Source organism: Acidovorax sp. (genome assembly GCF_022763525.1).
In the GTDB taxonomy this organism is placed as follows: Bacteria; Pseudomonadota; Gammaproteobacteria; order Burkholderiales; family Burkholderiaceae_C; genus Acidovorax.
This window is the reverse complement of sequence record NZ_JALEGG010000246.1, coordinates 13,581-39,273: the sequence shown is the minus strand read 5'-3', so window position 1 is coordinate 39,273 and position 25,693 is coordinate 13,581. Positions and strand designations below refer to the sequence as shown.

The 25,693-nt window shown below is 66.6% G+C and carries 20 protein-coding genes; 4 read left to right on the top strand and 16 right to left on the bottom strand.

From position 1 onward, the window contains the following. Positions 1–206 precede the first annotated feature (206 nt). The gene (locus MRY84_RS18935) at positions 207–1,964 is read left to right on the top strand and encodes an ABC transporter ATP-binding protein/permease (protein WP_291507246.1); all 1,758 of its coding nucleotides are present in this window, start codon (positions 207–209) and stop codon (positions 1,962–1,964) included. Between the two features lie 188 nt (positions 1,965–2,152). Here the strand turns inward: MRY84_RS18935 and MRY84_RS18930 are convergent, their stop codons facing one another. The 10 genes from MRY84_RS18930 to argS all read right to left on the bottom strand — a co-directional run bounded on the left by MRY84_RS18930 (position 2,153) and on the right by argS (position 12,403). Next, entirely contained in the window at positions 2,153–2,644 is a 492-nt protein-coding gene (locus MRY84_RS18930) for a putative toxin-antitoxin system toxin component, PIN family (RefSeq protein ID WP_291507245.1), read from the bottom strand. Then, a complete protein-coding gene (locus MRY84_RS18925) occupies positions 2,634–3,926 on the bottom strand; it encodes a THUMP domain-containing protein (protein ID WP_291507244.1) in 1,293 nt (430 codons plus the stop codon). Before MRY84_RS18925 ends, MRY84_RS18930 begins: the two co-directional genes overlap by 11 nt. 241 nt (positions 3,927–4,167) lie before the next feature. Continuing rightward, complete coding sequence (locus MRY84_RS18920) at positions 4,168–4,725, bottom strand: hypothetical protein (RefSeq protein WP_291507243.1); 558 nt, start codon at positions 4,723–4,725, stop codon at positions 4,168–4,170. After that, positions 4,709–5,905, bottom strand: coding sequence for a zinc-dependent alcohol dehydrogenase (locus tag MRY84_RS18915; protein WP_291507242.1), 1,197 nt, complete (start codon positions 5,903–5,905; stop codon positions 4,709–4,711). Before MRY84_RS18915 ends, MRY84_RS18920 begins: the two co-directional genes overlap by 17 nt. 201 nt (positions 5,906–6,106) lie before the next feature. After that, a complete protein-coding gene (locus MRY84_RS18910) occupies positions 6,107–7,690 on the bottom strand; it encodes an RNA polymerase factor sigma-54 (protein ID WP_291507241.1) in 1,584 nt (527 codons plus the stop codon). Then, the gene (lptB, locus tag MRY84_RS18905; protein WP_291507240.1) at positions 7,690–8,487 is read right to left on the bottom strand and encodes an LPS export ABC transporter ATP-binding protein; all 798 of its coding nucleotides are present in this window, start codon (positions 8,485–8,487) and stop codon (positions 7,690–7,692) included. Before lptB ends, MRY84_RS18910 begins: the two co-directional genes overlap by 1 nt. An 11-nt stretch (positions 8,488–8,498) precedes the next feature. After that, positions 8,499–9,155, bottom strand: a complete 657-nt coding sequence (gene lptA / locus MRY84_RS18900) for a lipopolysaccharide transport periplasmic protein LptA (RefSeq protein WP_291507239.1) — start codon at positions 9,153–9,155, stop codon at positions 8,499–8,501. Positions 9,156–9,264: 109 nt separating this feature from the next. Further along, a complete protein-coding gene (locus tag MRY84_RS18895; RefSeq protein ID WP_291507255.1) occupies positions 9,265–9,921 on the bottom strand; it encodes a thiol:disulfide interchange protein DsbA/DsbL in 657 nt (218 codons plus the stop codon). Between the two features lie 100 nt (positions 9,922–10,021). Further along, a complete protein-coding gene (locus MRY84_RS18890; RefSeq protein WP_291507238.1) occupies positions 10,022–10,678 on the bottom strand; it encodes an SPOR domain-containing protein in 657 nt (218 codons plus the stop codon). Between the two features lie 15 nt (positions 10,679–10,693). Continuing rightward, on the bottom strand, positions 10,694–12,403 hold the full coding sequence (gene argS / locus MRY84_RS18885) for an arginine--tRNA ligase (protein WP_291507237.1): 1,710 nt from the start codon (positions 12,401–12,403) through the stop codon (positions 10,694–10,696). Between the two features lie 191 nt (positions 12,404–12,594). Here argS and MRY84_RS18880 point away from each other — a divergent pair, with 191 nt between their 5' ends. Continuing rightward, on the top strand, positions 12,595–12,957 hold the full coding sequence (locus MRY84_RS18880; protein ID WP_291507236.1) for a PsiF family protein: 363 nt from the start codon (positions 12,595–12,597) through the stop codon (positions 12,955–12,957). Positions 12,958–13,055: 98 nt separating this feature from the next. Here MRY84_RS18880 and MRY84_RS18875 read toward each other — a convergent pair whose 3' ends face one another. After that, positions 13,056–13,502 carry a DUF2214 family protein gene (locus MRY84_RS18875; protein WP_291507235.1) on the bottom strand — a complete coding sequence of 149 codons (447 nt, stop codon included), beginning with the start codon at positions 13,500–13,502 and terminating at the stop codon, positions 13,056–13,058. Between the two features lie 141 nt (positions 13,503–13,643). Further along, on the bottom strand, positions 13,644–15,011 hold the full coding sequence (locus tag MRY84_RS18870; RefSeq protein ID WP_291507234.1) for a dicarboxylate/amino acid:cation symporter: 1,368 nt from the start codon (positions 15,009–15,011) through the stop codon (positions 13,644–13,646). Positions 15,012–15,202: 191 nt separating this feature from the next. On the opposite strand from MRY84_RS18870, the gene MRY84_RS18865 reads away from it, so the two are divergent. Then, positions 15,203–17,875 carry a PAS-domain containing protein gene (locus MRY84_RS18865; RefSeq protein WP_291507233.1) on the top strand — a complete coding sequence of 891 codons (2,673 nt, stop codon included), beginning with the start codon at positions 15,203–15,205 and terminating at the stop codon, positions 17,873–17,875. A gap of 139 nt (positions 17,876–18,014) precedes the next feature. On the opposite strand, the gene MRY84_RS18860 is transcribed toward MRY84_RS18865, so the two are convergent. Continuing rightward, positions 18,015–18,659, bottom strand: a complete 645-nt coding sequence (locus MRY84_RS18860) for a response regulator transcription factor (protein ID WP_291507232.1) — start codon at positions 18,657–18,659, stop codon at positions 18,015–18,017. A gap of 93 nt (positions 18,660–18,752) precedes the next feature. Beyond that, positions 18,753–19,676: a LysR family transcriptional regulator gene (locus tag MRY84_RS18855; protein ID WP_291507231.1), complete on the bottom strand. Its 924-nt coding sequence runs from the start codon at positions 19,674–19,676 to the stop codon at positions 18,753–18,755. Positions 19,677–19,899: 223 nt separating this feature from the next. Between MRY84_RS18855 and MRY84_RS18850 the strand changes: the two genes are divergently transcribed. Continuing rightward, positions 19,900–22,110, top strand: a complete 2,211-nt coding sequence (locus tag MRY84_RS18850) for a malate synthase G (RefSeq protein ID WP_291507230.1) — start codon at positions 19,900–19,902, stop codon at positions 22,108–22,110. A 127-nt stretch (positions 22,111–22,237) separates the two neighbouring features. On the opposite strand, the gene MRY84_RS18845 is transcribed toward MRY84_RS18850, so the two are convergent. Together MRY84_RS18845 and gshA are read right to left on the bottom strand one after the other, a co-directional pair. Then, the gene (locus tag MRY84_RS18845; protein ID WP_291507229.1) at positions 22,238–24,106 is read right to left on the bottom strand and encodes a potassium transporter Kup; all 1,869 of its coding nucleotides are present in this window, start codon (positions 24,104–24,106) and stop codon (positions 22,238–22,240) included. A gap of 232 nt (positions 24,107–24,338) precedes the next feature. Continuing rightward, a complete protein-coding gene (gshA, locus tag MRY84_RS18840; protein WP_291507228.1) occupies positions 24,339–25,634 on the bottom strand; it encodes a glutamate--cysteine ligase in 1,296 nt (431 codons plus the stop codon). Positions 25,635–25,693: the final 59 nt, after the last annotated feature.

The window sequence follows — 25,693 nt, the reverse complement described above, 5'->3', positions numbered from 1 at the left end:
GCGCTATCGTGCCGCCAGGGCGACCGCCTCGCCTGCCTTCTCCTTTTTTCATGCCACATTCCGCTACCGCTTCGCCCCGCGCCACCACCCTCACATCTCCTGTTTCCGGCGCTGGCGCCACTCCCGCCCCCGACGCGGCGCCCCCCATTCCCAAGCCCCGCCGCCGTCGCCCCCCCACGTTGTCATGGTCTGCGTGGAAGCAGTTCATGGACGTCGCACGTCCCTACTGGCTGGGCGACAAGAAGCGCGCCGCCTGGGGTCTGCTCGCGCTGCTGATCGGGCTCATGGTGCTGGAAACGCAGTTGGCCGTAATGCTCATCGACAAGACCGGCGAGCTCACATCGGCCTTGGCCGCCAAGCAGGTGGACCGCTTCTGGGGCGCCGTGCGTGCCAGCCTGCTGGTGGTGGCGTTTGCCGTGCCGGTGTACGCCTTCTACTACTACATGCGCGACGCGTTCTCCAACCACTGGCGCCGCTGGCTCACGCACCGATTTCTGGACGGCTACCTGGATGAGCGCAAGTACTATGAGATCGGTACGGCCAGCGAGATCGACAACCCCGACCAGCGCATCAGCGAGGACATCAACACCTTCACCGGGCGCTCTACGCATTTCTTGCTGATCTTCCTTGGCTCGGTCATGCAGCTCGTGGCCTTCAGCGCCGTGCTGTGGTCCATCTCGCGCACGCTGGTGGGTTTTCTGGCGGTGTATGCGCTGCTGGGCACCTTTGGCGCGTTGTACCTGTTTGGCGCGCCGCTGATCCGCCTGAATTTCTGGCAGATCCGCCGCGAGGCGGACTTCCGCTTCGGGCTGATGCGGCTGCGCGAGAACGCCGAGTCCATCGCCTTCTACCGCGGTGAAGCGCAAGAGCGCGCCCAGCTCGACCAGCGGTTTGACGCGGTCTTCACCAACTACGCGCGGCTCATCCGCCAGCAACGCTCGCTCAACCTGTACCAGCGCGCGTTCAGCCAGCTGACGCTGGTGCTGCCGGCCATCATCCTCGCCAACGATGTACTGAACGGCGATCTGGAAGTCGGCCGCGCCATCCAGGCGGCCGGCGCGTTTGCTGCCGTGCTCACCGCGGTCTCGCTGATCGTCGACAACTTTGAAAGCCTGAGCCGGTTCGTGGCCGGCATCGACCGGCTGCACGCCCTGGCGCAGGCTGCCCTGAAAACCCCCGCCGCACCGACCCCGTGGGCCGAGCAGATGGGGCCGCCCAAGCCGTCTTCCATCCCGCCCACGGGCCGCGCCGTGCCCCTGGCTGCAGCTGAGGTCGCTGCACCGACGCCGCTGATCGCCACGCGCGAAGGCGACACGCTGGCCATCGAAAGCCTCACGCTGCACACCCCGCAGTTCGGCCGCCTGCTGGTGCAGGACCTGTCGCTTACGCTCGCCACGGGTGACGCGCTGCTGATCACCGGCCCGAGCGGCTGCGGCAAGAGCTCGCTGCTGCGCGCGATGGCGGGGCTGTGGCGCACTGGCCATGGCACCGTGCAGCACCCGCCGGTGGAGGACATGTTCTTCCTGCCGCAGCGCCCGTACCTGCAGCCCGCCACGCTGCGCAGCCAGATCATCTACCCGAGCCAATGCACCGAACTGGCCGACGACGCACTGCTGGCCCTGCTGGATGACGTGCAGCTGGGTGCGCTGGCCGAGCGCGTTGGCGGACTGGACGCCTCGCACGACTGGGAAAAGCTGCTGTCCACCGGCGAGCAGCAGCGCCTGGCCTTTGCGCGCGTGCTGGCCCGCACGCCCCGCGTCGTCATCCTGGACGAAGCCACCAGCGCGCTGGACAGCGCCAACGAGGCCGCGCTGTACCAGCGCCTGCGCGCCACCGGCGCGACACTGGTGAGCATTGCCCACCGGCCTGCCGTGTTGCAGCACCACACGCAGGTACTGGAGTTGAAGGGCGAGGGAGCGTGGCAGCTGCATGCCGCCGAGGCGTTCCGTTTTGAACAGCCATGACCGCTGGCGGCGCGGCCCTGAGCGCGGTTGATGGCCAAGGGCGCATAGCGTCAAGGTCGGGTTGGCCGCAGGGGTGCCCAACATCCGGCGCCGAAGCGAGGCAGCGTCGGATTGCGCTGCGCTAACCCGACCTACCCCGCTGGCGACAGGGGCGACTTTTCTGTGGCGCTCCCCTCAAAGCGGGGCCATCATCCAATCACTGCCACAGCGATGTCCGCGTCTTTCAGTACCAGCTCCGTTGCCACATCCGCCCCCAGGTTCATCAAGCGCTTGCGCATGCAAAGCACCGCTTTGTCCTTGCTGAGCAAGATCGCCGCGTGCGCCGCCGCCAGGTCGATGAATTTCTGATCATCCGCGTCCTTGCACACATAGGCCACCTTGGGCGCAATCTCCACCCGCTGCACCTGCGCATCAAACGCGGCCAGCACTTGCACGGCATCCACGCGGTAGTAGTCCATGCGCTCCACGATGTGCGGATAGGCCAGCACCCGCTCCAGCTCGTCGCGCATGACTTGCGTGGCAAGCCAGGCCAGGCGCCCCTGCGCAAGCAAGGTGCGCAGCGGGGCTGTGCGCGGGTCGCTGAAGATCAGCAGGTCGAGCGCGACGTTGGTGTCCACCACCACAGGACGGGCGGGCTCGCCCGCCAGCGCCTCGGCGGGTAGGCGCAGTTCAACCTTCATGGCGTGGACCGCCATCGGGGGCAGGCTTGGCAGCCCGGTCGCGCACAGCACCCTTGATCATGTCGAAGCGGAACATGCGGCATTCGATGGGGCCGTTCCACATGGGCACGCGGCGCGATTCCTTCAGGCGCATCTTGCCGGGCAGTTTCAGGTCGGGCGTGAGCATCCAGGCGGTCCAGCCGCTGTAGTTCTTCTTCCAGTGGGCGGCCAGCTGGCTGAAGAACTCGCCGCCATCCTCGGCCTGCGCTTCTTCGCGGCCCACGGCGCGGCCCTGGGCGCGGTCGGCGGCACGCTCGCTGGCGTTGCGACCTGCGGCTCCGGCGGCGGCAATGCGCTCGCCATAGGGCGGGTTCAGCAGCATCACACCGGGTTGCTCGCAGGGTGGCATGCGCTGCAGGGCGTCGCCGCCGCGCAGCTGCACGGCCTGGGCCACGCCTGCGCGCTCGGCGTTGCGCTGCGCAAAATCGACCATGCGGAAGGCCACATCACTGCCAAAAATGGGCACTGCGCTGGTCTGTATTGCGCTTTCAGCTTCGCTTTTGATAGCAGTCCAGACATGGGCCTGGAACGGCAGCAGTTTCTCGAACGCAAAGCGCCGCAACATGCCTGCGGGGATGCGGCACGCGATCTGCGCGGCCTCGACCACGATGGTGCCGCTGCCGCAGCAGGGGTCGTACAGGGGCTGGGGGTTGTCGCCGTGGGGGTCCCAGCCACTGGCGGCGATCATGGCGGCGGCCAGGGTTTCCTTGAGCGGGGCATCGCCCTTGTCCTCGCGCCAGCCGCGCTTGAACAGGGGTTCGCCGCTGGTGTCGATGTAGAGGGTGGCTTCGTCGGTGGTCAGGTGCAGATGGATGCGCACATCGGGCCACTGGGTGTTCACGTCGGGGCGCACGCCGCTCTTGTGGCGGAATCTGTCGGCCACGGCATCCTTCACCTTGAGGCCCGCGAAGTTCAGGCTTTGCAGCGGGCTGTGCTGGGCGGTCACCTCGACCTTGAAGGTCTGGCGCGTGGTGAACCAGATCTCCCAGGCCACATCGCTGGCCATGGCGTAGAGGTCGTTTTCCGAGCGGTAGGGGCGGTGTGCCAGCTGCACCAGCACGCGCTGGGCGAGGCGGCTGTGCAGATTGAGCAGCAGCGCCTGGCGCCACGAGGCGCGCAGCAGCACCCCACCCCGGCCCATCAGCAGGTCCTGGCCCGTGAGGCCCGTGATCGCATGCACCTCGTCGGCCAGGAAGCCCTCCACGCCCGCGGCGCAGGGGAGAAATAGTTGAAGTTGGTTCATAACAGGGCAAGGATAAGCCCTGCAGCGTTCCCCCTGCAGCGCCGCCAACCCTGCCGTGGGAAGAGCCCGGGAGGAAGTGAACCATGTACAGGCCCTGGCAGGGCGCAGCGGGCGGGCGGACGTTGCGAGGCGAATCGAAGAACCACTCCCTCCGAAGTCGCACCGGTTTGCTATCTTTTATGTAGCATTTACCGCTTACTGGGCAAGCGTCACAGGCAGATGCTTTCCAAGGCTCTCCGCTTCAACGCAACTGGGCGTTGCGATGGGGCAGGCGGCGCGCCGGCGCATCGTCGCGGAAAGTCTTGGCAATGAGGGCCGCTGCCGTGGCCAGCGCCGCGAGCAGCAGCAGCTTGCCCACGAGGGCGCGACGGTTGTGGCGCCACTCGGCAGCGATGCCCATCTCGCCCAGCACGTTGGGCACATGGCCCCGGGCCAGGTCTTGCAGCAGGCCCTCGACCACGTCGATACGGTCGGCCAGCAGCAGGAGCATCCAGCGCCGCAGGTCGTTCTCGCTGGCCTTGAAGGCCAGCCTGCGCAGCGAACCGCTCAGGCCGCGGGGTGGCAGTGTGGTGCCGAAAACGGGCGTGATGCCCGGGCGCTCGGTGGAAACGAGCACCTCCACGTTCGCGGCTTGGGGCGAGGGCTGGTCCCAGTGCAGGTTGTGCAGGCGCGGGGGCGTGCGCTCCATCGGGTACGCCGGCCGGTTGGCATGGTCCAGGTCAGCGCCCCAACCGGTGATGGCCGAACGGTCCGCCTGCGCGCGAGGGCCCGGAGGCGTGTTTTCAATGTGCGTGTGCATGAATGGGCTCCTTGGGATCGGTCGATCGCTGTGCAGCCGAGCGCGGCACGATGACGGGCTTGATGCACTGGTCGAGCTTGCTGGAGAAGATGTGGTACGCGTCGGCAATGTCTTCCAGCGCAAAGCGGTGGGTGATGATGTCGCGCGGGCGGATGCGGCCGGCCTGGACGTGCTCGATGAGCCGCGGCAGGTGGCGTTTGACGCTGGCCTGGTTCATGCGCAGTGTGAGGCCCTTGTTCACCGCGTTGCCGATGGGAACGGCGTTGAACGTGGGACCGTACACGCCCACGATCGACACCCTGCCGCCCTTGCGCACGGAATTGATGCACCAGTGCAGCACCGTGGCAGCGCCGCCCTGCAGCTTCATGCGCACGCCTGTGAGCGTCTGCAGGGCCGAACCTGCAGCCTCGCAGCCCACGGCGTCAATGCAGACGTCGGGTCCCAAGCCATCGGTCATTTTCTTGAGGTGCACCGCCATGTCGCGCACACCCTTGAAATCCACCGTTTCGCATTGCGCGTATTGCCGCACAAAGTCCAGCCGGTATTCCACATGGTCGACCACGATGACGCGCCCGGCCCCCAGCAGCCAGGCGGACTTGGCAGCGAAGATGCCCACCGGACCGGCGCCAAACACGACCACGGTGTCACCCTCTTCGATATCGCCCATCTCTGCGGCCTGGTAGCCGGTAGGCAGGGCGTCCGTCAGCAGCACGGCGTCGTCCAGGTCCATGTCCTTCGGGATCACCGTGGGCCCGAGGTCGGCCATGGGCACACGCACGTACTCGGCCTGGCCGCCGTCGTAGCCCCCCGTGGTGTGCGAGTAACCATAGATGCCTCCCACCGCCGTGGCCTCGGGGTTGGTGTTGTGGCAGTTGCTGTAGAGCTCTTTCTGGCAGAAGTAGCAGCTGCCGCAAAAGATATTGAAGGGAACCAGCACATGGTCGCCCGGCTGGAGGTTCTGCACTGACGAGCCCACCGCCTCGACCACGCCCGTGAACTCGTGACCAAACGTGGTGCCCACACGCGTGTCGGGCACCAGGCCGTGGTAGAGATGCAGGTCCGAGCCGCAGATGCACGAGCGCGTCACGCGCACGATGGCGTCGTTGGGGTGCTCGATCTCGGGTTCCTGCTTGTGGGCGGCGCGCACGCGGTAGGGGCCGCGGTAGTTCATTGCAAGCATGGGCGTTCCTTTCAAGGTGGTCCATGGTGCAAAGGGCGCCCGGGGGGCTCTGTAGGAGAAGGAGCCGTGGGGCTGCGGGCGTGCAGTGCGCACCTCGCCAACCATCCACGCCCCGTGTTCAGATCCCCCCCATGAAGGCGGCCGGGGTGCGGTGCCGCGCAGCCCTGCGCAAGGCCGCGGGACAGCGCCCAACGCGCTGCGCTACAGCGTCTTGCGCAAGTTGGCCGGTGCGATCTTGAGCGCCTCGCGGTACTTGGCCACGGTGCGGCGCGCGCATTCGATCCCCTGCTCCTTGAGCATCTCGGCGATCTGGCTGTCCGAGAGCGGCTTGGCCGCGTTCTCGGCTGCGACGAACTGCTTGATGAGTGCGCGCACGGCGGTGCTGGACGCATTGCCGCCCGTTTCGGTGCCCAGGCCCGATCCAAAAAAGTACTTGAGCTCGTAAGTGCCAATCGGCGTGGCCATGTACTTGGCCGTGGTCACGCGGCTGATGGTGGACTCGTGCAAGCCCAGTTCGTCGGCGATATCGCGCAGCACCAGCGGGCGCATGGCCAGCTCGCCGTGGGTGAAGAAATTCTTCTGCCGCTCCACGATGGCGCGCGAGACGCGCAGGATGGTGTCGAAGCGCTGCTGGATGTTCTTGATGAACCAGCGCGCCTCCTGCAGGCGCTGCTGCATGCCCTGGTGGCCTTCGCCGCCCTTGTGGCCGCGCAGCGCACCGGCGTAGATGTCGTGCACGCGCAGGCGCGGCATCACATCGGGGTTGAGGCTGACGATGAACTGGTGCTGGCCATCGCGTCCATTGGCACGCCCGGCTTTGCGCACGATCACGTCGGGAACGATGATGTTGCGCTCCACATTGGCGAAGCGGCGGCCCGGCCGGGGCTCCAGGCGTGCAATCAAGGCCATGGCGGCGCGCGTGCGCTCCTCGCTGGCGCCGCACAGCTGGGTCAGGCGGCGGATGTCGCGGCGCGCCAGCATCTCCAGAGGCTGCTGACAGATGCGCAGCGCGGTCTGCACCGTGTCGGGGTCGCCCTCTTCATCGGCGTCCATCGCCTTGAGCTGCAAGGTCAGGCATTCGGCCAGGTTGCGCGCGCCCACACCCACGGGCTCCAGGGTCTGCAGCAAACGCTGCGCCACCGTGAAACGGTGCACTAGCTCCTCGACCTGCTCCACATCCTCGGGTCCGGCCAGGCTGATGGCCAGATCTTGCAGGGATTCTTCGAGGTAGCCGTCGTCGTTGAGCGATTCGATCAGAAAACGCAGGGCGGCCGTATCCACCTCGGACAGGCGCAGCGCCAGCGCCTGCCGATGCAAGAAAGCCGTGAGCGACTCGTGCGTGCGCGCCAGCTCGGTGGCATCGGCTTCCTCGCCATCGGAGTCGTTGCGGTTGCGGGCGGGGGCGTCACCGCCCCACTCGGCGTCATTGGGCGCCATCTCCACGGTGCCATCGCCGCTCCAGTCGGGCTCGTCGGCGCCACCGGAAGGAGAGTCCACATCGCTGGGGCCCTCAGCGCTGGTGGTACTTGCGCTGGCAGCTCCTGAAAAAATAGCATCGTCCGCACTGTAGTCGTCGGCCTGCGCGGGCGTGTTCTCTGCTTCCAGCCCGAACTCCTCGCGCGGTGCCTCGTCTGCGGTGCGCTCGAGGAACGGGTTCTCGTCGAGCATCTGCTCGACTTCCTGCGAGAGTTCGAGTGTGGACAGCTGCAACAGCCGGATCGACTGCTGCAGCTGGGGCGTGAGGGCAAGATGCTGCGAGACGCGCAGCGACAGTCCTGGCTTCATCACATCCTGAAGTGCTCGCCCAGGTACACGCGGCGCACCTCGGCGTTGTCCACGATCTCGGAGGGCGTGCCCTGCGCCAGCACGCGGCCATCACTGATGATGAAGGCGTGATCGCAGATGCCCAAGGTTTCGCGCACGTTGTGGTCGGTGATGAGCACGCCGATGCCGCGCGCCTTGAGGAAACCAATGATGCGCTGGATCTCGATCACGGCGATGGGGTCGATGCCGGCGAAGGGCTCGTCCAGCAGGATGAAGCGCGGCTGCGTGGCCAGGGCGCGCGCGATCTCGACCCGGCGGCGCTCGCCACCCGACAGGGCCATGGCGGGTGATTCACGCAGGTGGTCCACCCGCAGCTCCTGCAGCAGGGCCGTAAGGCGCTCTTCGATGACGGCGCGGGCGAGCGGCTGGCCATCGTCGCCCCGCTGCAGTTCCAGCACGGCGCGCACGTTCTCTTCGACGGACAGCTTGCGGAAGATGGACGCCTCCTGCGGCAGGTAGGACAGTCCCAGGCGCGAGCGGCGGTGGATGGGCATGTGCGCCACCGACTGGCCGTCGATGCGGATGTCGCCCGCATCGCTGCGCACCAGGCCCACGATCATGTAGAACGAGGTGGTCTTGCCGGCGCCGTTGGGTCCAAGCAGCCCGACGACCTCGCCTTTTTGCACCACCAGCGACACGTCCTTGACGACCTTGCGGCTGCCGTACGACTTGGCCAGGTGCTGCACTTCCAGGCGGCTGCCCGCCTGCGAATCCGGCCCCAGCCGATCACCCGCGTGCACAGGGGCACCCGTATCCATGGCCACCCCGCTCACTTCGTGCCGCCGCCGAGGCTGTTGCTGGGGCGAAGCACCGGTGCCGATGCAGGAGGAGCCGCTTCCGGAGCCACCGTGCCGGGTGGCGGCTCCTTGGGCGCCAGCACCGCACGCACGCGACTGCCGGGTGCCGGGGCGTCGCCCGCTGCATTGGGGGCGGCACGCTTGCCGTCCACGGTGAACACATCGGTCAGGTTGTTGTAGACGATCACGGCGCCCGTGATCTCGTCGCTGAGCACCGCGCCCCGGTAGCGGCGCAGTTCCGCCCGGGTGATGAACTTGACGTTGTCGGCCTTGCCGTCGTATTCGATGACTTCGCCTTCGCCCTCGATGAACTCTTCGGGCGCGCCCGGCAGGGTGTCCCGTTTCTGGCGGAAGAAGGCGCGCTTGCCGGGCTCGGCCGTTACCACGCCGTACTGGTAGCCATCGGCGTCCTGGCGCACATCCAGACGGGCTCCCCGCAGCACGATGCTTCCCTTGGTCATGACCACGCGGCCGGAGAACACGCTGGTCTGCTTGAGCTCATCGTGGCGCAGCGCATCGGCCTCGATGTTCATGGGCTTGGCGCGGTCGGCCTTTTCAGCATGGGCCACACCCACGGTGAGGCTGGCCAGGGCCGTCAGGAGGAGGATCGGAAGGAGTCGATGGTTCATAGGGCACGAATCTTGCAATTCATTGTAGCCATCCCTTCCCAATTCCCCATGAAAAAAGCCCGCGCATGCGGGCTTTTGGCGTGAGGGTTGCGCGGTTGGCAGGAAACCGTCAGCCTTTGCGGGCCGCTGCCGCCAGGTACTCCACCACTTGCAGCACGTTGGTCATGCTGCCGGCCATGGTGCCATCCGTGTAGTACTTGCCGGCGACGCCCATCGAGGGAACGCCTTCCACACCGTAGGCGTCCTGCAGCTGCGAGGCGCGGCGGACCTGGTTGGACACGGTGAACGAGGTGTAGATTTCCTTGAACTTGGCGGCGTCCACGCCCTGTTGGGCGATCCACGCAAAAATCTCGTCGTCCTTGGCCAGCTTCTGCTTTTCAACGTGGATGGCGCGGAACACCTTGGCATGCAGGGCGTCGAGCTTGCCCATGCCTTCGAGTGCGTAGTACAGCTTTTGCTGGGGCACGAAGCTCGCGTTGAAAGCCACGGGCACGCGGCGGATGCTGAGGTCCTTGGATGCGGCCTTCGACCAGGCGTCAAACGTGGATTCAAACGCGTTGCAGTGGGGGCAGCTGTACCAGAAGAATTCGATCACATCGACCTTGCCAGCCGGCGCATCCGGCGGCACGGGCTTGTCGAGCCGCTTGAAGTCCTTGCCCTCCTTGAACTGGCGGACCTGGGCCAGTGCGGGGGTGGCCACGGGCAGCGCCAGGGCGGAAGCAGCCACCGCCGAAGCGGTGCTCAAAGAAAACTCACGGCGTTTCATCACAAAGACTCTCCTGTTACAAGGCTGGGGAATGTGAGCCATGCCCCCACAAAAAGTTCAGCGAGCTGCCGTGCAGCCCACCACGGAGCCCATGCCGTGGTCAGCGCTGCACGCGCACCAGGGCCGACTCCACGCCGGCGCCATCGAGCTTTTCCTTAAGCTGCTCGGCATCGTCGCGCTTGGTGAACGGGCCTACGCGCACCCGGAACACGGGGCGGCCGTTTTGCTCGCGCTCGCTCACGCGGGCCTCCCAGCCCAGCATGGCCAGCTTGGCGCGCTGGGCGTCCGCATCGGCCTGGGTACGGAAGGCGCCCGCCTGCACGAAGTAGTCAAACGGGTCCACATTGCCCTTGGCGGCTGCCTTGGCCACGGCCAGATCGCCCAGTGGATCGGCGCCCGGCTTGGTCTCGGCCTTGGCGGCTTCGGGCTTGCTGGCGGCTGGCTTGGGTGCGGGCGCGGATGCCACCGCCCGGGCATCCGGCGCGGCGGGGGTGGGCGCTGACGCAGCCACCGCAGGGGACGCGGCCGGTGCCGGAGGACGGGCCGGGTTCTTGCCGTACAGGGGCGAATTCGGGTCCCAGTTCTTGTTCTTCTGGGATTCGGCGGCGTCCATATCGGCGCCGCGGCCGTTGCCCTTGTTCAGGAAGGGCACGGGCACCTTGGTCACATACACGGCCACTGCCAACGCGGCACCCAGCCCCACGATGACCCCGACGATGAAGCCGATGATGGTCCCGCCCGCTTGTTGTTTCTTCATGGTGAAAGTCACTGCTTACATTCTGGCTGGGGCCGACACGCCCAGCACGGCGAGGCCATTGTGCAATACCTGGGCGGTGGCAGCGACGAGCGCGAGGCGCGCCTTTTTCACAGCCTCGTCATCCACCAGGATGCGCTCGGCGTCGTAGTAGCTGTGGTAGCTGGCGGCCAGGTCGCGCAGGTAGAACGTCACGTCGTGGGGCGCCTCGCCCTCGGCGGCGGCTGTGAGCATCTCGGGGTACTTGGCCAGCTGCAGCATCAGCGCCTGGGCCTGCGGGCCTTCCAGCGCCGATAGTTGAACGTCCTTGAGCGAAGTCACGTCACCGCCGCCGGCCTCCTGCCACGCCCGCAGCACCGAGCAAATGCGCGCATGCGCGTACTGCACGTAGTACACCGGGTTGTCGTTGTTCTGAGCCACGGCCAGGTCCACGTCGAAGGTGTACTCGGTGTCGGGCTTGCGGCTCAGGAGGAAGAAGCGCACGGCGTCCTTGCTGGTCCACTCGATCAGGTCGCGCAGCGTGACGTAGCTGCCCGCGCGTTTGCTGATCTTGACCTCTTCGCCGCCCTTGACCACGCGCACCATCGTGTGCAGCACGTAGTCGGGGTAGCCCTTGGGGATGCCCACATCGGCCGCCTGCAGGCCGGCGCGCACGCGGGCGATGGTGCCGTGGTGGTCCGTGCCCTGGATGTTGACAACTTTGGTAAAGCCGCGCTCCCATTTGGCGATGTGGTAGGCCACGTCAGGCACGAAGTAGGTGTATGTGCCGTCCTGCTTGCGCATGACACGGTCCTTGTCGTCGCCGTAGTCGGTGGACTTGAGCCACAGCGCGCCGTCCTGCTCGTAGGTCTTGCCGTTGGCGACCAGCTTGTTCACCGTGGCCTCGACGCGGCCGCTGGTGTACAGGCTGGATTCGAGATAGTACTCGTCGAACTGGAGGTTGAACGCCTGCAGGTCCTTGTCCTGCTCGTTGCGCAGGTAGGCCACAGCGAACTGGCGGATGTTGTCGTAATCCTCCACATCGCCATTGGCCGTGAACTCGCGGTCGTCGGCCTTCACGGTGGCCTTGGCCTTGAAGGCCTCGGCAATGTCGGCGATGTAGTCGCCGTTGTAGAAGTTCTTAGCCAGCGGGTTGTCGCTGTCGGTGGGCCAGCAGTCGTCGCCGGGCTTGAAGCCCTTTGCGCGCAGCTGCGTGCTCTTGGTCAGGGTGTCAATCTGCACGCCCGCGTCGTTGTAATAGAACTCGCGGTGCACCTTCCAGCCCTGGGTGGCAAACAGGTTGCAGATAGCATCGCCCAAAGCCGCCTGGCGCCCGTGGCCCACGTGCAAGGGGCCGGTGGGATTGGCGGAAACGAATTCGACCAGCACCTGCCGGCCGTGCGCGGGCCGATAACCGAAGCGCTCGCCTGCGCCCAGCACCTCGCGCACGATTTCCTGCTTGGCAGCGGGCTTGACCCGGATGTTCAGAAAGCCCGGCCCAGCGATCTCGATGGCATCCACCCAGCGGGTGAAGGCGGGCGTGGCCTCCAGCGCGGCCTTGAGCTGCTCGCCCAAGGCACGGGGATTGAGCTTGAGCGGCTTGGCCAGCTGCATGGCCGCCGTGCAAGCGAAATCGCCATGGGCCGCCACCTTGGGGGATTCAAATGCCGCCTTGGCACCCGCGCCAGGGGACAGGGTTTCCAGCTCGCCCGCGAGCGCGGCGAGCAATTCATTTTTGACAGAGAGCATCGGTGGATTTTACGGGGCAGCACCTCCGCGCCAGCCCTTCCCCTGGCGGCCTGGCTTGCCGGTGGGCTTGCAACACAACGTAATGGGGAGCCACCGCAGCTTGCGGCATGTCAGCCCGGCCCCTCGGGCTTGCGTTGTAATCGGGCAATCCAACGCAGGTTGCGTCTGGATGCCAACCCACTGGAGCCTTTATGAACAAGCTTCTCTCGCTGACTGCCCTGAGCCTGGTTCTTTCGTTCGGCGCAGCCCACGCTGCCGACGCACCCGCCAAGGCGGCAACACCCGCTGCGGCTGCAACCCCGGCCACGCCAGCCACCCCAGCCACGCCCGCGGCATCCGACGCAGCCGCCCCCACCAAGCAGCAAACCCGCATGGCGACCTGCAACGCCGAGGCGGGCGACAAGAAAGGTGACGAGCGCAAGGCTTTCATGAAGACCTGCCTGAGCAACAAGCCCACGCAGCAAAGCAAGATGAAAACCTGCAATGCCGAAGCCGGTGACAAGAAGGGCGATGAGCGCAAGGCCTTCATGAGCGAGTGCCTGAAGAAGAAGTAAGCCTGCCATCTCCCCCCAAAAAACAAAGCCGCTGACCCGATCCGGGCCAGCGGCTTTTTTTGTGCGCTCGCGAAGTATGGGTGGTGGAGGGAACGGGCCTACCAGCCCCGCGCCCAGAACACTGCGATCACCGCCACCACCGGCAGCACATGCGACTGGATCATCACCAGGCGGCGGACCTTCTTGACCTCCAGCGCATCGGGCATGGCGCCCGTTTCCCGCAGATGGCGAAGCCAGCGCCGGAACATGATGGAAGGCCAGATCGACAGGACAGCCATGGCCACCACGATGGTGATCTTGATGTGGAACAAGGGCTGCGACACGTACCAGGACAGGCCCTTGATGCCCCAGAACAGGCGCGCCAGGCCGCTGGCAATCATCAGCACGGCAGCTACGCCATAGATCACGTCCAGCCGGGCCAGGCGCTCGACCACGGCGGCGTTCATCCACTCTGTGCGGCACAGCGCCGCCTGGCTCGACAGAAAGACCACGAAGGTCAGGATGGCGACCAGGTGCAGGGCGGCAAGAACGGCTTCGAGGGTCATCAGGTTTCCTTGGCGAGAGTGCAATTCCCGCGCGCCTGGGTGCAAACCGGCGCTCGGGCCCAGCCGCCATTTTGCGGGAGGAAATGCAACAAAGGCGGCGCAGGCCGAACACCTGCGCCGCCAGAATGACAGAGCCCGAAATCAGGCTGCCGATCGCGCCATGGCTCCTGCAGGCACCTCGGGCGCCACGGCGGGCTCGGCCACCACGGCTGGCGCTGGCAGGGCATGGCCGTTCAACGCGGCATTCAGGCGCTCGAGGTCCAGCGCGTTTTCCCAGCGCGACACGACGACTGTGGCCACGGCGTTGCCGATGAAGTTGGTGAGCGAGCGGCATTCGCTCATGAAGCGGTCCACGCCGAGGATTAGCGCCATGCCGGCCACCGGCACTTCGGGCACCACCGCCAGCGTGGCGGCCAGGGTGATGAAGCCCGCCCCCGTCACGCCCGCGGCGCCCTTGGACGAGAGCATGGCGACCAGCAGCAGGGCCACCTGGTGGCCCAGCGTCAGTTCGGTGTTCGTGGCCTGGGCGATGAACAGCGCGGCCAGGGTCATGTAGATGTTGGTGCCGTCCAGGTTGAACGAGTAGCCCGTGGGCACCACCAGGCCCACCACCGATTTGCTGCAGCCGGCCTTTTCCATCTTTTCCATCAGCGACGGCAGGGCGGACTCCGACGACGAGGTGCCCAGCACCAGCATCAGCTCGGCCTTGAGGTAGCGGCACAGCTTGAGCACCGAGAAGCCGCACAGGCGCGAAACGAACCCGAGGATCACCACGACGAACAGGAGCGAGGTGATGTAGAACGACCCCACCAGCCAGGCCAGATTGACCAGCGAGCCCAGCCCGAACTTGCCGATGGTGAACGCCATGGCGCCAAACGCACCGATGGGCGCCGCCTTCATCACGATGCCCACCACCTTGAACACGGGCGTCGTCAGCGCTTCCAGGAAATTCAGCACGGGCCGGCCCGCCTCACCCACCATGGCCAGGCCGATGCCGAACAGCACGGCCACCAGCAGCACCTGCAGGATGTTGTCGCCCACGAAGGGGCTCACCAGCGTCTTGGGGATGATGTCCAGCGCAAAGCCCGTGAGCGTCATCTCGTGCGACTTGGCCACGTAGCCTTTCACGGCCGTCTGGTCCAGGTCGGCCACATTGATGTTCATGCCCGCGCCGGGCTGTACCACGTTGGCCACCACCAGCCCCACGACCAGCGCCAGCGTGGAGAAGAACAGGAAGTACGCCATGGCCTTGCCGAACACGCGGCCCACGGTGGAGAGCTGCGACATGCCGGCGATGCCGGTCACGATGGTCAGGAAAATCACCGGCGCGATGATCATCTTCACCAGCTTGATGAAGGCATCGCCCAGGGGCTTGAGCGCCTCGCCATAGGCGGGCTCGAAATGGCCCAGCAACACGCCCAGGACGATGGCGAGCACCACCTGGAAGTACAGTTGTCGGTAAAAGGGCAGTCGCAGGGATTCTGCGGTGGGGGCGGGCAGCGGATGCATGGAAAGGTCTCCTGGCTTTGCACCAGCGGGGTGCGTTGAGGGTGCCGTTTGTACCGCCGCCCTTCGTTTCGGCCGATAACCTATTGGTATTAGTCGGCAGCACCACCAGAGGGCGCCCGTTGCCCCAATATAGGGAAAACCCTGATCTTTCACCGGGTGCGGCACACTCCCGGACCACCATTTTTTGGGCCATGACAACGCAGCGCCTTCGCCAGCTCCGGACCCTGCTGATCTTGCTGGGCGGCATGGCCGCCAGCATGTTCCTGGCCGGGCAGTGGGCCTGGCAGCATTCGCTGCACGAGGAAAGCGACAGCGTGCAGCGCCAGCTGGCCCTCTACGGGCAGACGCTCGCCCAGCGCATCGACCGCTACCGCACGCTGCCCGAAGTGCTGGCGCTGGACGCGCAGCTGCAGGATGCGCTGGCCCGCCCGCTGGCCGCCAGCGAGGTGGAGCAGCTCAACCGCAAGCTCGAGCAGGCCAACGGCGCGAGCCAGTCGTCCACGCTCACCCTGCTCAACCGCGACGGCCTGGCTGTGGCCGCCAGCAACTGGCGCACCGCCACCAGCAACGTGGGGGTGGACTACAGCTTCCGCCCGTATGTGCAGCAGGCGCTGGCGCAAGGACGCGGCAGCTTCTACGGCATCGGGGTGACCACGGGGGAGCCGGGGTACTTCCTGTCGCAGGCCATCCGCGGCGCCAGCGGCCAGGTGCTGGGCCTGGTGGCGATCAAGATCGCGCTGCAGGAGCTGGAGCGCGAATGGCTGCAGACGCCCGACATCGTGCTGGCGTCGGACGCGCATGGCGTGGTGTTCCTGGCCAGCCAGGACGCGTGGCGCTACCGCTTGCTGGAGCCGCTGGGCGATAATGAGCGCCGCGAGCTCAACGCCACGCGCCAGTATTCGGACCAGCCGCTGCGCCCGCTGGAAATCCGCGTGGACGACCGCATGGACAACGGCGGCCGCCTGGTGCGCCTCTTGTCGCCCGACCTGCCGCCCCTGCCCGGCCGCATGCTGTGGCAAACCCAGCCGCTGCCCGGCACGCCCTGGCAGCTGCATCTGGTGCACGAAACGCAGAGCAGCGTGGCCGACAGCCGCTGGGCCGCCGCGGCGGGAGGCGGCGGGTGGCTGGCGCTGGCATTGCTCGTGATGTTCGTGCGCCAGCGCCAGCGCCTGGCCCGACTGCGCCAGCGCAGCCGCCAGGAGCTGGAGACCGTGCTGCAGCAGCATGCCCAGGAGCTGCGCACCGCGCAGGATGGCATCGTGCAGGCGGCGCAGCAGGCCGCAGGGCAGACCGACAAAGGCCTCTCCCGCAGCCTGGAGCACCTGCCGCAGGGCGTGGTTATCATCGATGCCGACCTGAACCTGGTGGCCTGGAACTCGCGCTACGTGCAGCTGTTCCGCTTTCCGAGCGACCTGATGCGCGTGGGCCAGCCGATTGCCGACCTGCTGCGCCACAACGCGCGGCGGGGCCTGCTGGGCCCGGGCCCGGTGGACGAGGCCATTGCACGCCGCCTGGCCCACCTGCGCAGCGGCACGCCGCACCTGCACGAAAGCGCCAAGGACGACGGCACGGTGCTGGAGATCCGGGGCAACCCGCTGCCCGAAGGCGGCTTTGTGACGAGCTACGCCGACATCACCAGCTACAAGAATGCGGCGCGCGAACTGCGGTCCCTCGCCGATGCGCTGGAGCAGCGTGTGGCCGACCGCACCCGCGACCTGGACGCCGCCCGGCAGGAGGCCGAGCGCGCCAACCGCTACAAGACGCGCTTCGTGGCCGCCGCCGTGCACGACCTGCTGCAGCCGCTGAACGCCGCACGCATGTTCACCTCGCTGCTGCGCAGCCATTTGCAGGGCGACGCGGAGCGGCACGCGGTGGACAGCATCGACGGCGCCCTGGCGTCGCAGGACGCGATCCTGAGCAGCCTGCTGGACATTGCGCGCATGGAATCGGGCCAGCTGGAAGTGCGCGTGCGCGACGTGGCCCTGGGCCCGCTTCTGCAGGTGCTGGCGCACAACTTCGGTGTGCTGGCCGAGAGCCGCGGCCTGGCGCTGCGCTGCGTGCCCACCACCGCCGTGGTGCGCACCGACGAGAACCTGCTGCGCCGCATCCTGCAGAACTTTGTCTCCAACGCCATCCGCTACAGCCGGCACGGGCGAATCGTGGTGGGCTGCCGCCGGGACGGCGATGGCCATGTGCGCATTGAGGTGCACGACCAGGGACCGGGCATTCCCGAGGCGCTGCAGCGCGAGATTTTTGAAGAATTCCGCCGGCTGGACGAAGGCCAGGACGGCGACCGCGGCGCGGGGCTGGGCCTGGCCATCGTGGACCGGTTGGGGCGATTGCTGGGCCACCCGATTGGCCTGCGCTCGCAGCTGGGACGGGGCAGCGTTTTTTCGGTGCGCGTGCCGCTGGGCGACCCGGCCGCCGTGCAGCCGCCCAGGCTGCCCGATACCCCGCTGGCCCCCGCCGGCGACGCGCCGCTGCACGGCAGCAGCGCCTGGGTGATCGACGACGACGGCCCCACCTGCGCCGCCACCCAGGCATTGCTGGAACGCTGGGGCTGCCAGGTGCCGCTGGCCGCAGGCGCGCCCGCGGCGCTGGCCCAGGCCGCACCGGGCCAGGCCCCGAAGCTGGTGCTGCTGGACGTGCACCTGGGCGCGGGCCACCACGGCCCGGACGTGTTCGCGCAGTTGTGCCAGCGTTGGGGGCAGACGCCCGCCGTGATCCTGGTCACCGCCGAGCGCGACGCTACCCTGCGCCGCCAGGCCGCCGAACGCGGCTGGGGCTTTCTGGCCAAGCCCGTCCGTCCGCCAGCCCTGCGGGCGCTGGTGAGCCAGACCTTGCTGCGGCTGCAGGAGAAGTAACGCGGGCCCAGTGCAGCGGCATGGGCCTTGTGGAGCCGACGTGCCCCTGGCCGTTCACGCTGAGCCTGTCGAAGCCAGGACGTCGCCCCGCCCTCGCCTTCCGTTGCTGGCAAACAGCCAGAGTCAGCCAGAGTCCGCCTCAAGAAGGCACGCCGTCCTCCGTCTCCAGGCCCTTCACCAGCACCGCCGCCTGCGTGCGGCTGTAGCACCCGAGCTTTTTGAGAATGGCCGTGACATGCACCTTGACGGTGTTTTCCGCCAGCCCCAGCGTCGCCGCGATCTGCTTGTTGAGCAACCCGTCGGCCAGGCACAGCAGCACGCGGAACTGCTGGGGCGTGAGCTGCGCCAGCTTCGCGGCGAGTTCGGCGTCGGCCTCGGACCGCTCGGCCGCCATGGGCGGGAACCAGCTGCCGCCTTCGAGCACCGCCTCGATCGCCTCGCCCATGGCGTCGGCCGGGGCGGACTTGGGGATGAAGCCCGCCGCGCCAAACTGCTGCGCGCGGCGGATGACGCGCGGGTGGTCGTTGGACGAGATGATGACCACGGGCAGCTCAGGATATTCGCCGCGCACGTGCAGCAGGGCCGAAAAGCCGCGCGTGCCGGGCATGCTCAGGTCCAGCAAGACCAGTTCGATCTCTGGGTGCTCGGCCAGCATCTGGCCCAGGGTGGCAGCGCTGGCGGCCTCCAGCGTGCGGAACTGTGGCAGGCGCCCGTGCAGCACGTGCAGCACGGCGGCGCGGAACAGCGGGTGGTCGTCAGCGACCAGGAGCGTGGGCTCGGACATGGAGTGCGCAGTCTGCCACGGTGCAGTCATGCACGTGGCGGCGAGCCCTCGAAAGCGCTCCCAGGGGAAGGGCGCGACGCGGCTTGGCGGAAGTCACGTCCCCTTCCAGAACGCGGGCTGGGCATAGTGGTGCTTGAGGAACTCGATCCACAGCCGCACGCGCAGCGGCATGTGCTTGCGCTGGGGAAACACCACGAAGATGCCGTTGGGCGGCGCGGCAAAGTCCTCCAGCACCGGCACCAGCCGCTGGGCGGCGATTTCGGCCTCCACCTCCCAGGTGCTGCGCCAGGCGATGCCGTAGCCAGCCAGGCACCAGTCATGCAGCACCTGCCCGTCCGAGCAGTCCAGCGGCCCGCCGGGCTTGAGGAACACCACCTCGGTGCCACCGCCGTCGGCCGGCATGCGAAAAGCCCAGCCCCGCGTTTGCGAGGCTTCGCTGGACAGCGTGAGGCAGTCGTGGTGCAGCAAATCAGACGGATGCTGGGGCGTGCCGCGCCGCTGCAGGTAGGCGGGCGTGGCCACGCACAGGCGGCGGTTGTCGGCCAAGCGCACGCTGACCAGCGACGAGTCGGGCAGGTCGCCCACGCGCACCGCGCAGTCGTAGCCTTCGCCCGCCAGGTCCACCACGCGGTCGCTGAGGTTCAGCGAGATCGTCACGTCCGGGTGGGCGCTGCGAAAACGCGGCACCAGCGGCGCCACGTGGCGGCGGCCAAAGCCGGCCGGGGCGGTGATGCGCAGATGCCCGGTGGCTTTCACGCCGCCAGCCGATACGCTGGCCTCGGCATTGGCCACGTCGGACAGCAGGCGCTGGCAGTCTTCCAGGAAGGCGGCGCCTTCGTGCGTGAGCGATATGCGCCGGGTGGTGCGCACCAGCAGTTTCACGCCCAGGTGTTCTTCCAGCGCATCCAAGCGGCGCCCCATGATGGCGGGCGCCACGCCCTCGGCCTTGGCCGCCGCCGTGAGGCTGCCGCGGGTGGCCACCGACACAAAGGATTCAAAGGCCTTGAGCTTGTCCATGGGAGAGAACTCTGAGAAAAATTGGGCTCTGGCGCTTACCTGCCAAGCGCTGCCAGCTCATCTTTCAATAGCAGCGTGCGCCAAGCTTTTCATGGTAGCTACTTTTGCTAAAAAGTCACTGGTTTAGAGATTTTCAGCGTATTTATATGCACGGTCATTTGCAATACAGTCTTTCCATTGTGGCCATCCCCGGCTTTTGATTCCTTTTTTGGAGAGCTTTTCCATGACCGAGCGCACCACCGTCCACGGCCTGCAAGTGGCCACGTCCCTGTTCCGTTTTGTCGAAGACAAGGTGCTGCCCGGCACGGGCGTCGCGAGCGACGCTTTCTGGAAGGGTTTTGGCGCCATCGTCACCGACCTGGCCCCGCGCAACATCGCCCTGCTGGCCGAGCGCGACCGCCTGCAGACCGAGCTGGACACCTGGCACAAGGCCAACCCCGGCCCGATCCAGGACATGGTGGCCTACCGCAGCTTCCTCGAAAAGATCGGCTACCTGGTGCCCCAGCCCGCCAATGTGCAGGCCACCACCGCCAACGTCGACGACGAGCTGGCCACCCAGGCCGGCCCCCAGCTGGTGGTGCCCATCCTGAACGCCCGCTACGCGCTGAACGCTGCGAACGCCCGCTGGGGCAGCCTGTACGACGCGCTGTATGGCACGGATGCGATCCGCGAGACCGACGGGGCAGAGAAGGGCAAGGGCTACAACCCTGTGCGCGGCGCCAAGGTGATCGCGTTTGCGCGCCAGGTGCTGGATGACACCGCGCCGCTGGCGACCGGCTCACACAAGGATTCGACGGGCTACAGGGTGGAAGGCGGCCAGCTGGTGGTGTCGCTCGCCAATGGCAGCACCACGGGTCTCAAGGACCCATCGCAGTTCAAGGGCTACCAGGGCAACGCCGCCGCGCCCTCATCGGTGCTGCTGCAGCACAACGGCCTGCACCTGGATATTCAGATCGACCGCTCCACCCCGATCGGTCAGAGCGACGCTGCGGGCGTGAGCGACTTGGTGCTGGAAGCGGCCCTCTCCACCATCCTGGACCTGGAAGACTCCGTGGCCGCCGTGGACGCCGAAGACAAGGTGCTGGGCTACAGCAACTGGCTGGGCATCCTCCAGGCCACGCTGACCGAGCAGGTCGCCAAGGGCGGCAAGACCTTCACGCGCGGCCTGAACGCCGACCGCATTTACACCGGCCCCCAAGGTGGTGAAGTGCGCCTGCATGGCCGCTCGCTGATGTTCCTGCGCAATGTGGGCCACCTGATGACGAACCCGGCCATCCTGTGGACCGACGCCCAGGGCCAAGTGCGCGAGATCCCCGAAGGCATCATGGACGCGGTGGTGACCACCGCCATCGCCCTGCACGACCTGCAAGGCCATGGCGCGAACGGAATCCGCAATAGCCGCAAAGGCAGCGTCTACATCGTCAAGCCCAAGATGCACGGCCCCGCCGAGGTGGGCTTTGCCGCCGAACTGTTCGGCCGCGTGGAGAAGCTGCTGGGCCTGCCGGACAGTACCGTCAAGCTGGGCATCATGGACGAGGAGCGCCGTACCTCCGTCAACCTAAAGGCCTGCATCGCGGCGGCATCCAGCCGCGTGGCCTTCATCAACACCGGCTTCCTGGACCGCACCGGCGACGAGATGCACACCGCCATGCTGGCCGGCCCCATGATCCGCAAGGGCGACATGAAGACCAGCGCCTGGATCCAGGCGTACGAGAAGAACAACGTGCTGGTGGGCCTGTCGTGCGGCCTGCGCGGCAAGGCGCAGATCGGCAAGGGCATGTGGGCCATGCCCGACCTGATGGCCGAGATGCTCAAGCAGAAGATCGGCCACCCCAAGGCCGGCGCCAACACCGCCTGGGTGCCCAGCCCCACGGGCGCCACGCTGCACGCGCTGCACTACCACCAGGTGAAGGTGAGCGACATCCAGGCCGAGCTCGAAAAGACCGATGTGACCGCCGAGCGCGACAACCTGCTGACCGGCCTGCTGACCATCCCGGTCACCGCCAACCCGAACTGGAGCGACGCGGAGAAGCAGCAGGAGCTGGACAACAACGCCCAGGGCATCCTGGGCTATGTGGTGCGCTGGGTGGACCAGGGCGTGGGTTGCTCCAAGGTGCCCGACATCAACGACGTGGGCCTGATGGAAGACCGCGCCACGCTGCGCATCAGCAGCCAGCACATGGCCAACTGGCTGCACCACGGCGTGGTGACCGAGGCGCAGGTGCGCGAAACCTTCGAGCGCATGGCCGCCAAGGTGGACAAGCAGAACGCGGGCGATCCGCTGTACCGCCCGATGTCCGGCCACTTCAGCACCAGCATGGCTTACCAGGCGGCGTGCGATCTGGTCTTCAAGGGCAAGGAGCAGCCCAGCGGCTACACCGAGCCACTGCTGCACGCCTGGCGGCTGAAGCTCAAGGCGGCGCAAGCCGCCTGAGCGGGCCGCAAACCCGGCGCTGCATCGCACGGGGCGGCGCTCATAAAACAATAGCTGCCAGCGCTTGTTCAGCAAGCGCTGGCAGCTATTTTTATTGATAGCTCGCGTACCGCCGAGCGCCGAGAGCTCAGATCTCGATCTTGGACCCCAGCTCCACCACCGCGTTGTTGGGCAGGTGCAGGAAGTCCGCGGCGCCGCTGGCGTTGTGGTGCATCTGGGCAAAGAGCTTTTCGCGCCAGGGCGCCATGCCGCCGCCCATGGTGGGGATGACGGTGTCGCGCGAAAGGAAGTAGCTGGTGGTCATGGACTCCAGCTCGCAGCCGCGGCCACGCAGCAGTTCCAGCGCGCGGGGCACGTCGGGGTCGTTCTTGAAGCCGTAGTGGATCACCACCTGCCAGCAGTCGTGCCCCAGCGGCTCGACCTGCAGGCGCTTGTCCAGCCCGATCCACGGGGTTTCGTGGTTGTGCACGGTGACGAACAGGTTCTGCTGGTGCAGGACCTTGTTGTGCTTGAGATTGTGCAGGAGCGCATTGGGCACGGCCCCGGTTTCGGCCGTGAGGAAAACGGCGGTGCCGTCCACGCGCGTGGGCGGGCTGATGAACACCGACGCAAGGAAGTCTTTGAGGTCGATGGCGTCCGCGCGCAGCTTGTCGTTGAGCAGCCGGCGCCCTTCCTTCCACGTCATCATCAGCGCGAACACGATGCCGCCGATCAGCAGCGGGAACCAGCCGCCCTGAAAAAGCTTGAGCAGGTTGGACGTGAAGAAGGCCAGGTCCACCACGAAGAAGCAGCCCGTGGCCGCGATGCACAGCGCCAGCGGATAGCCCCAGCCATAGCGGATCACGAAGAACGTGAGCGTGGTGGTGATCAGCATGTCCAGCGTGACGGCGATGCCGTAGGCCGCCGCCAGGTTGCTCGACGAGCGGAACATGACCACGGCCAGCACGATGGCCGCAAACAGGCCCCAGTTGACCAGCGGCATGTAGATCTGCCCCGTGTCGCGCACGCTGGTGTGCTGGATGTTCAGGCGCGGCAGGTAGCCCAGCTGGATGACCTGCTTGGTCACGCTGAACGCCCCGGTGATGAGGGCCTGCGACGCGATCACCGTGGCCATGGTGGCGAGCACCACCAGCGGAAGCAGCGCCCAGTCGGGCGCCATCATGTAGAAGGGGTTCTTCACGGCCTCGGGCTCGGCCAGCAGCAGCGCACCCTGGCCAAAGTAGTTGAGCGTGAGCGCGGGCATGGCCACGCCAAACCAGGCCAGGCGAATGGGCCGTTTGCCAAAGTGGCCCAGGTCGGCGTAGAGCGCCTCGGCGCCGGTCACGCACAGCACCACGGCGCCCAGAATGATGAAGCTGGTGCCCGGGTTGGCCCACATGAACCCGAGGGCGTGGTGCGGGCTCAGCGCCCACAAAATTTCAGGGTGGCCGACGATGTGCGAAACGCCCAGCAAGGCAATGCTGAGAAACCACATCAGCGTGATGGGTCCGAAGAACTTGCCGATCCCGCTGGTCCCGCGCTTCTGCACGGCAAACAGGCAGAACAGCACGACCAGCGTGATGGGAATCACGTACTGCTTGAAGTGGGGCGACACCACCTCCAGCCCCTCGACCGCCGACAGCACGGAGATGGCCGGCGTGATGACCCCGTCGCCGTAGAAAAGGGAGGTTCCAAAAATCCCCACCGCCAGCAGCACGCCGCGCAGCTGGGGTTTGTCCTTCACGGCCTGCGAGGCCAGCGCCAGCATGGCGATGAGCCCGCCCTCGCCATGGTTGTCGGCCCGCAGCACCAGCACCACGTACTTCAGCGAGACGATGACGGTGAGCGTCCAGAAGAAGATGGAGAGGATGCCGTAGATGTTGTCCTGCGTGAACGGCACATGGCCGGACCCGAAGACTTCCTTGACGGCGTACAGCACGCTGGTGCCGATATCGCCATAAACCACACCGATGGCGCCGAGCGTGAGCGCTGCGAGCGATGACTTGGAGCTTTGCACTGACCTCCCCCGCGCCGAGCCGGGCGGGGTTCCGTTACTTTTGGGAACGCTATTGTGCGCCTGAGCCAGATCAAGCGCCTCTGGCACCGCATCATGTTGCGATGCAGCAACTTGCTCTTGGCAAGCGAGCGTGGGCATGGCAGGCCGTCCTGCCTGCGCAGGCTTGGATGGCAACGGTGGCCGGTCGCCTCTGGCGAGGGCTCCGAGGCGCGAAGCGGCTCAGCGGGGGCCTTCAGTCATACACCTCGGCATCGGGATTGGTAGCTTCCAGCTCGTAGCTGGCGGCCAGCATGGCCAGCCGCGCGACCACGCCATACATGTAGAACCGGTTGGGTGCACTCACGCCCGGGCGCACGCCCGGCTGGGGCATGTGGGTGCTGTGCTCAAAGGCCAGCGGCACGAAGCTGGCGCCCGGTGCATTGAGGTTTTCGTCCACGCCGCGCTCGGCATGCATGCGGTAGAAGCCGCCCACCACATAGCGGTCCATCATGTAGACCACGGGCTCGGCCACGGCCTCGTGCACGCGCTCCTGCGTCAGCACGCCTTCCTGGATGATCAGGTCGTGCACCGGCTGGCCGTCCTTGATGACGGACATCTTGTTCCTGGTCTTGCGATTGACGGCATCGAGTTCCTTGGCGTCGCGCACCGTCATGATGCCCATGCCATAGGTGCCATTGTTGGCCTTGACGATGACAAACGGCTTTTCGTTGATGCCGTATTCCTTGTACTTGCGGCGTACCTTGGTCAGCTGCGCATCCACGGCGGCCTGCAGCTTGTCCATGCCCACCTCTTCGGCAAAGTCCACCCCGTCGACCTGGCTGTACAGCGGGTTGATAAGCCAGGGATCGATGCCCAGCATCTTGCCGAAGCGCTTGGCTACCTCTTCGTAGTTCTTGAAATGGGTGCTCTTCCTGCGCACGCTCCAGCCTGCGTGCAGCGGGGGCAGCAGGTACTGCTCGTGGATGTCCTCCAGGATGCCCGGCGCGCCGGCGGAGAGGTCATTGTTGAGCAGGATGGTGCAGGGGTCGAAGTCCTTGAGCCCCAGGCGGCGCTTGGTGCGCACCACGGGCTCCAGCGTCACGGCATCGCCATTGGGCAGCTCGATGCGGGTGGGCTTCTTGATCTCGGGGCTGATCGAGCCCACGCGCACGTTCAGCCCGGCCATGTTGAAGATGCGCTGCAGCTGCACCACGTTGGCCAGGTAGAAGGTATTGCGCGTGTGGTTCTCGGGGATGATGAGCAGGTTGCGCGCTTCGGGGCAGATCTTCTCGATGGCGGCCATGGCGGCCTGCACGGCCAGGGGCAGCATCTCCTTGGTCAGGTTGTTCCAGCCGCCAGGGAACAGGTTGGTGTCCACGGGCGCGAGCTTGAAGCCGGCGTTGCGGATGTCCACCGAGGTATAGAACGGCGGCGTGTGCTCCATCCACTCCAGCCGGAACCAGCGTTCGATGGCGGGCATCGAGTCGAGAATGCGCTGTTCGAGTTCGTTGATCGGCCCGGTGAGGGCCGTGATGAGATGCGGAACCATGGAGAGCCCTCAAGCGAGACGGAAACGATTGCGATCCATTGTAGGGTTGGGGCGTGACT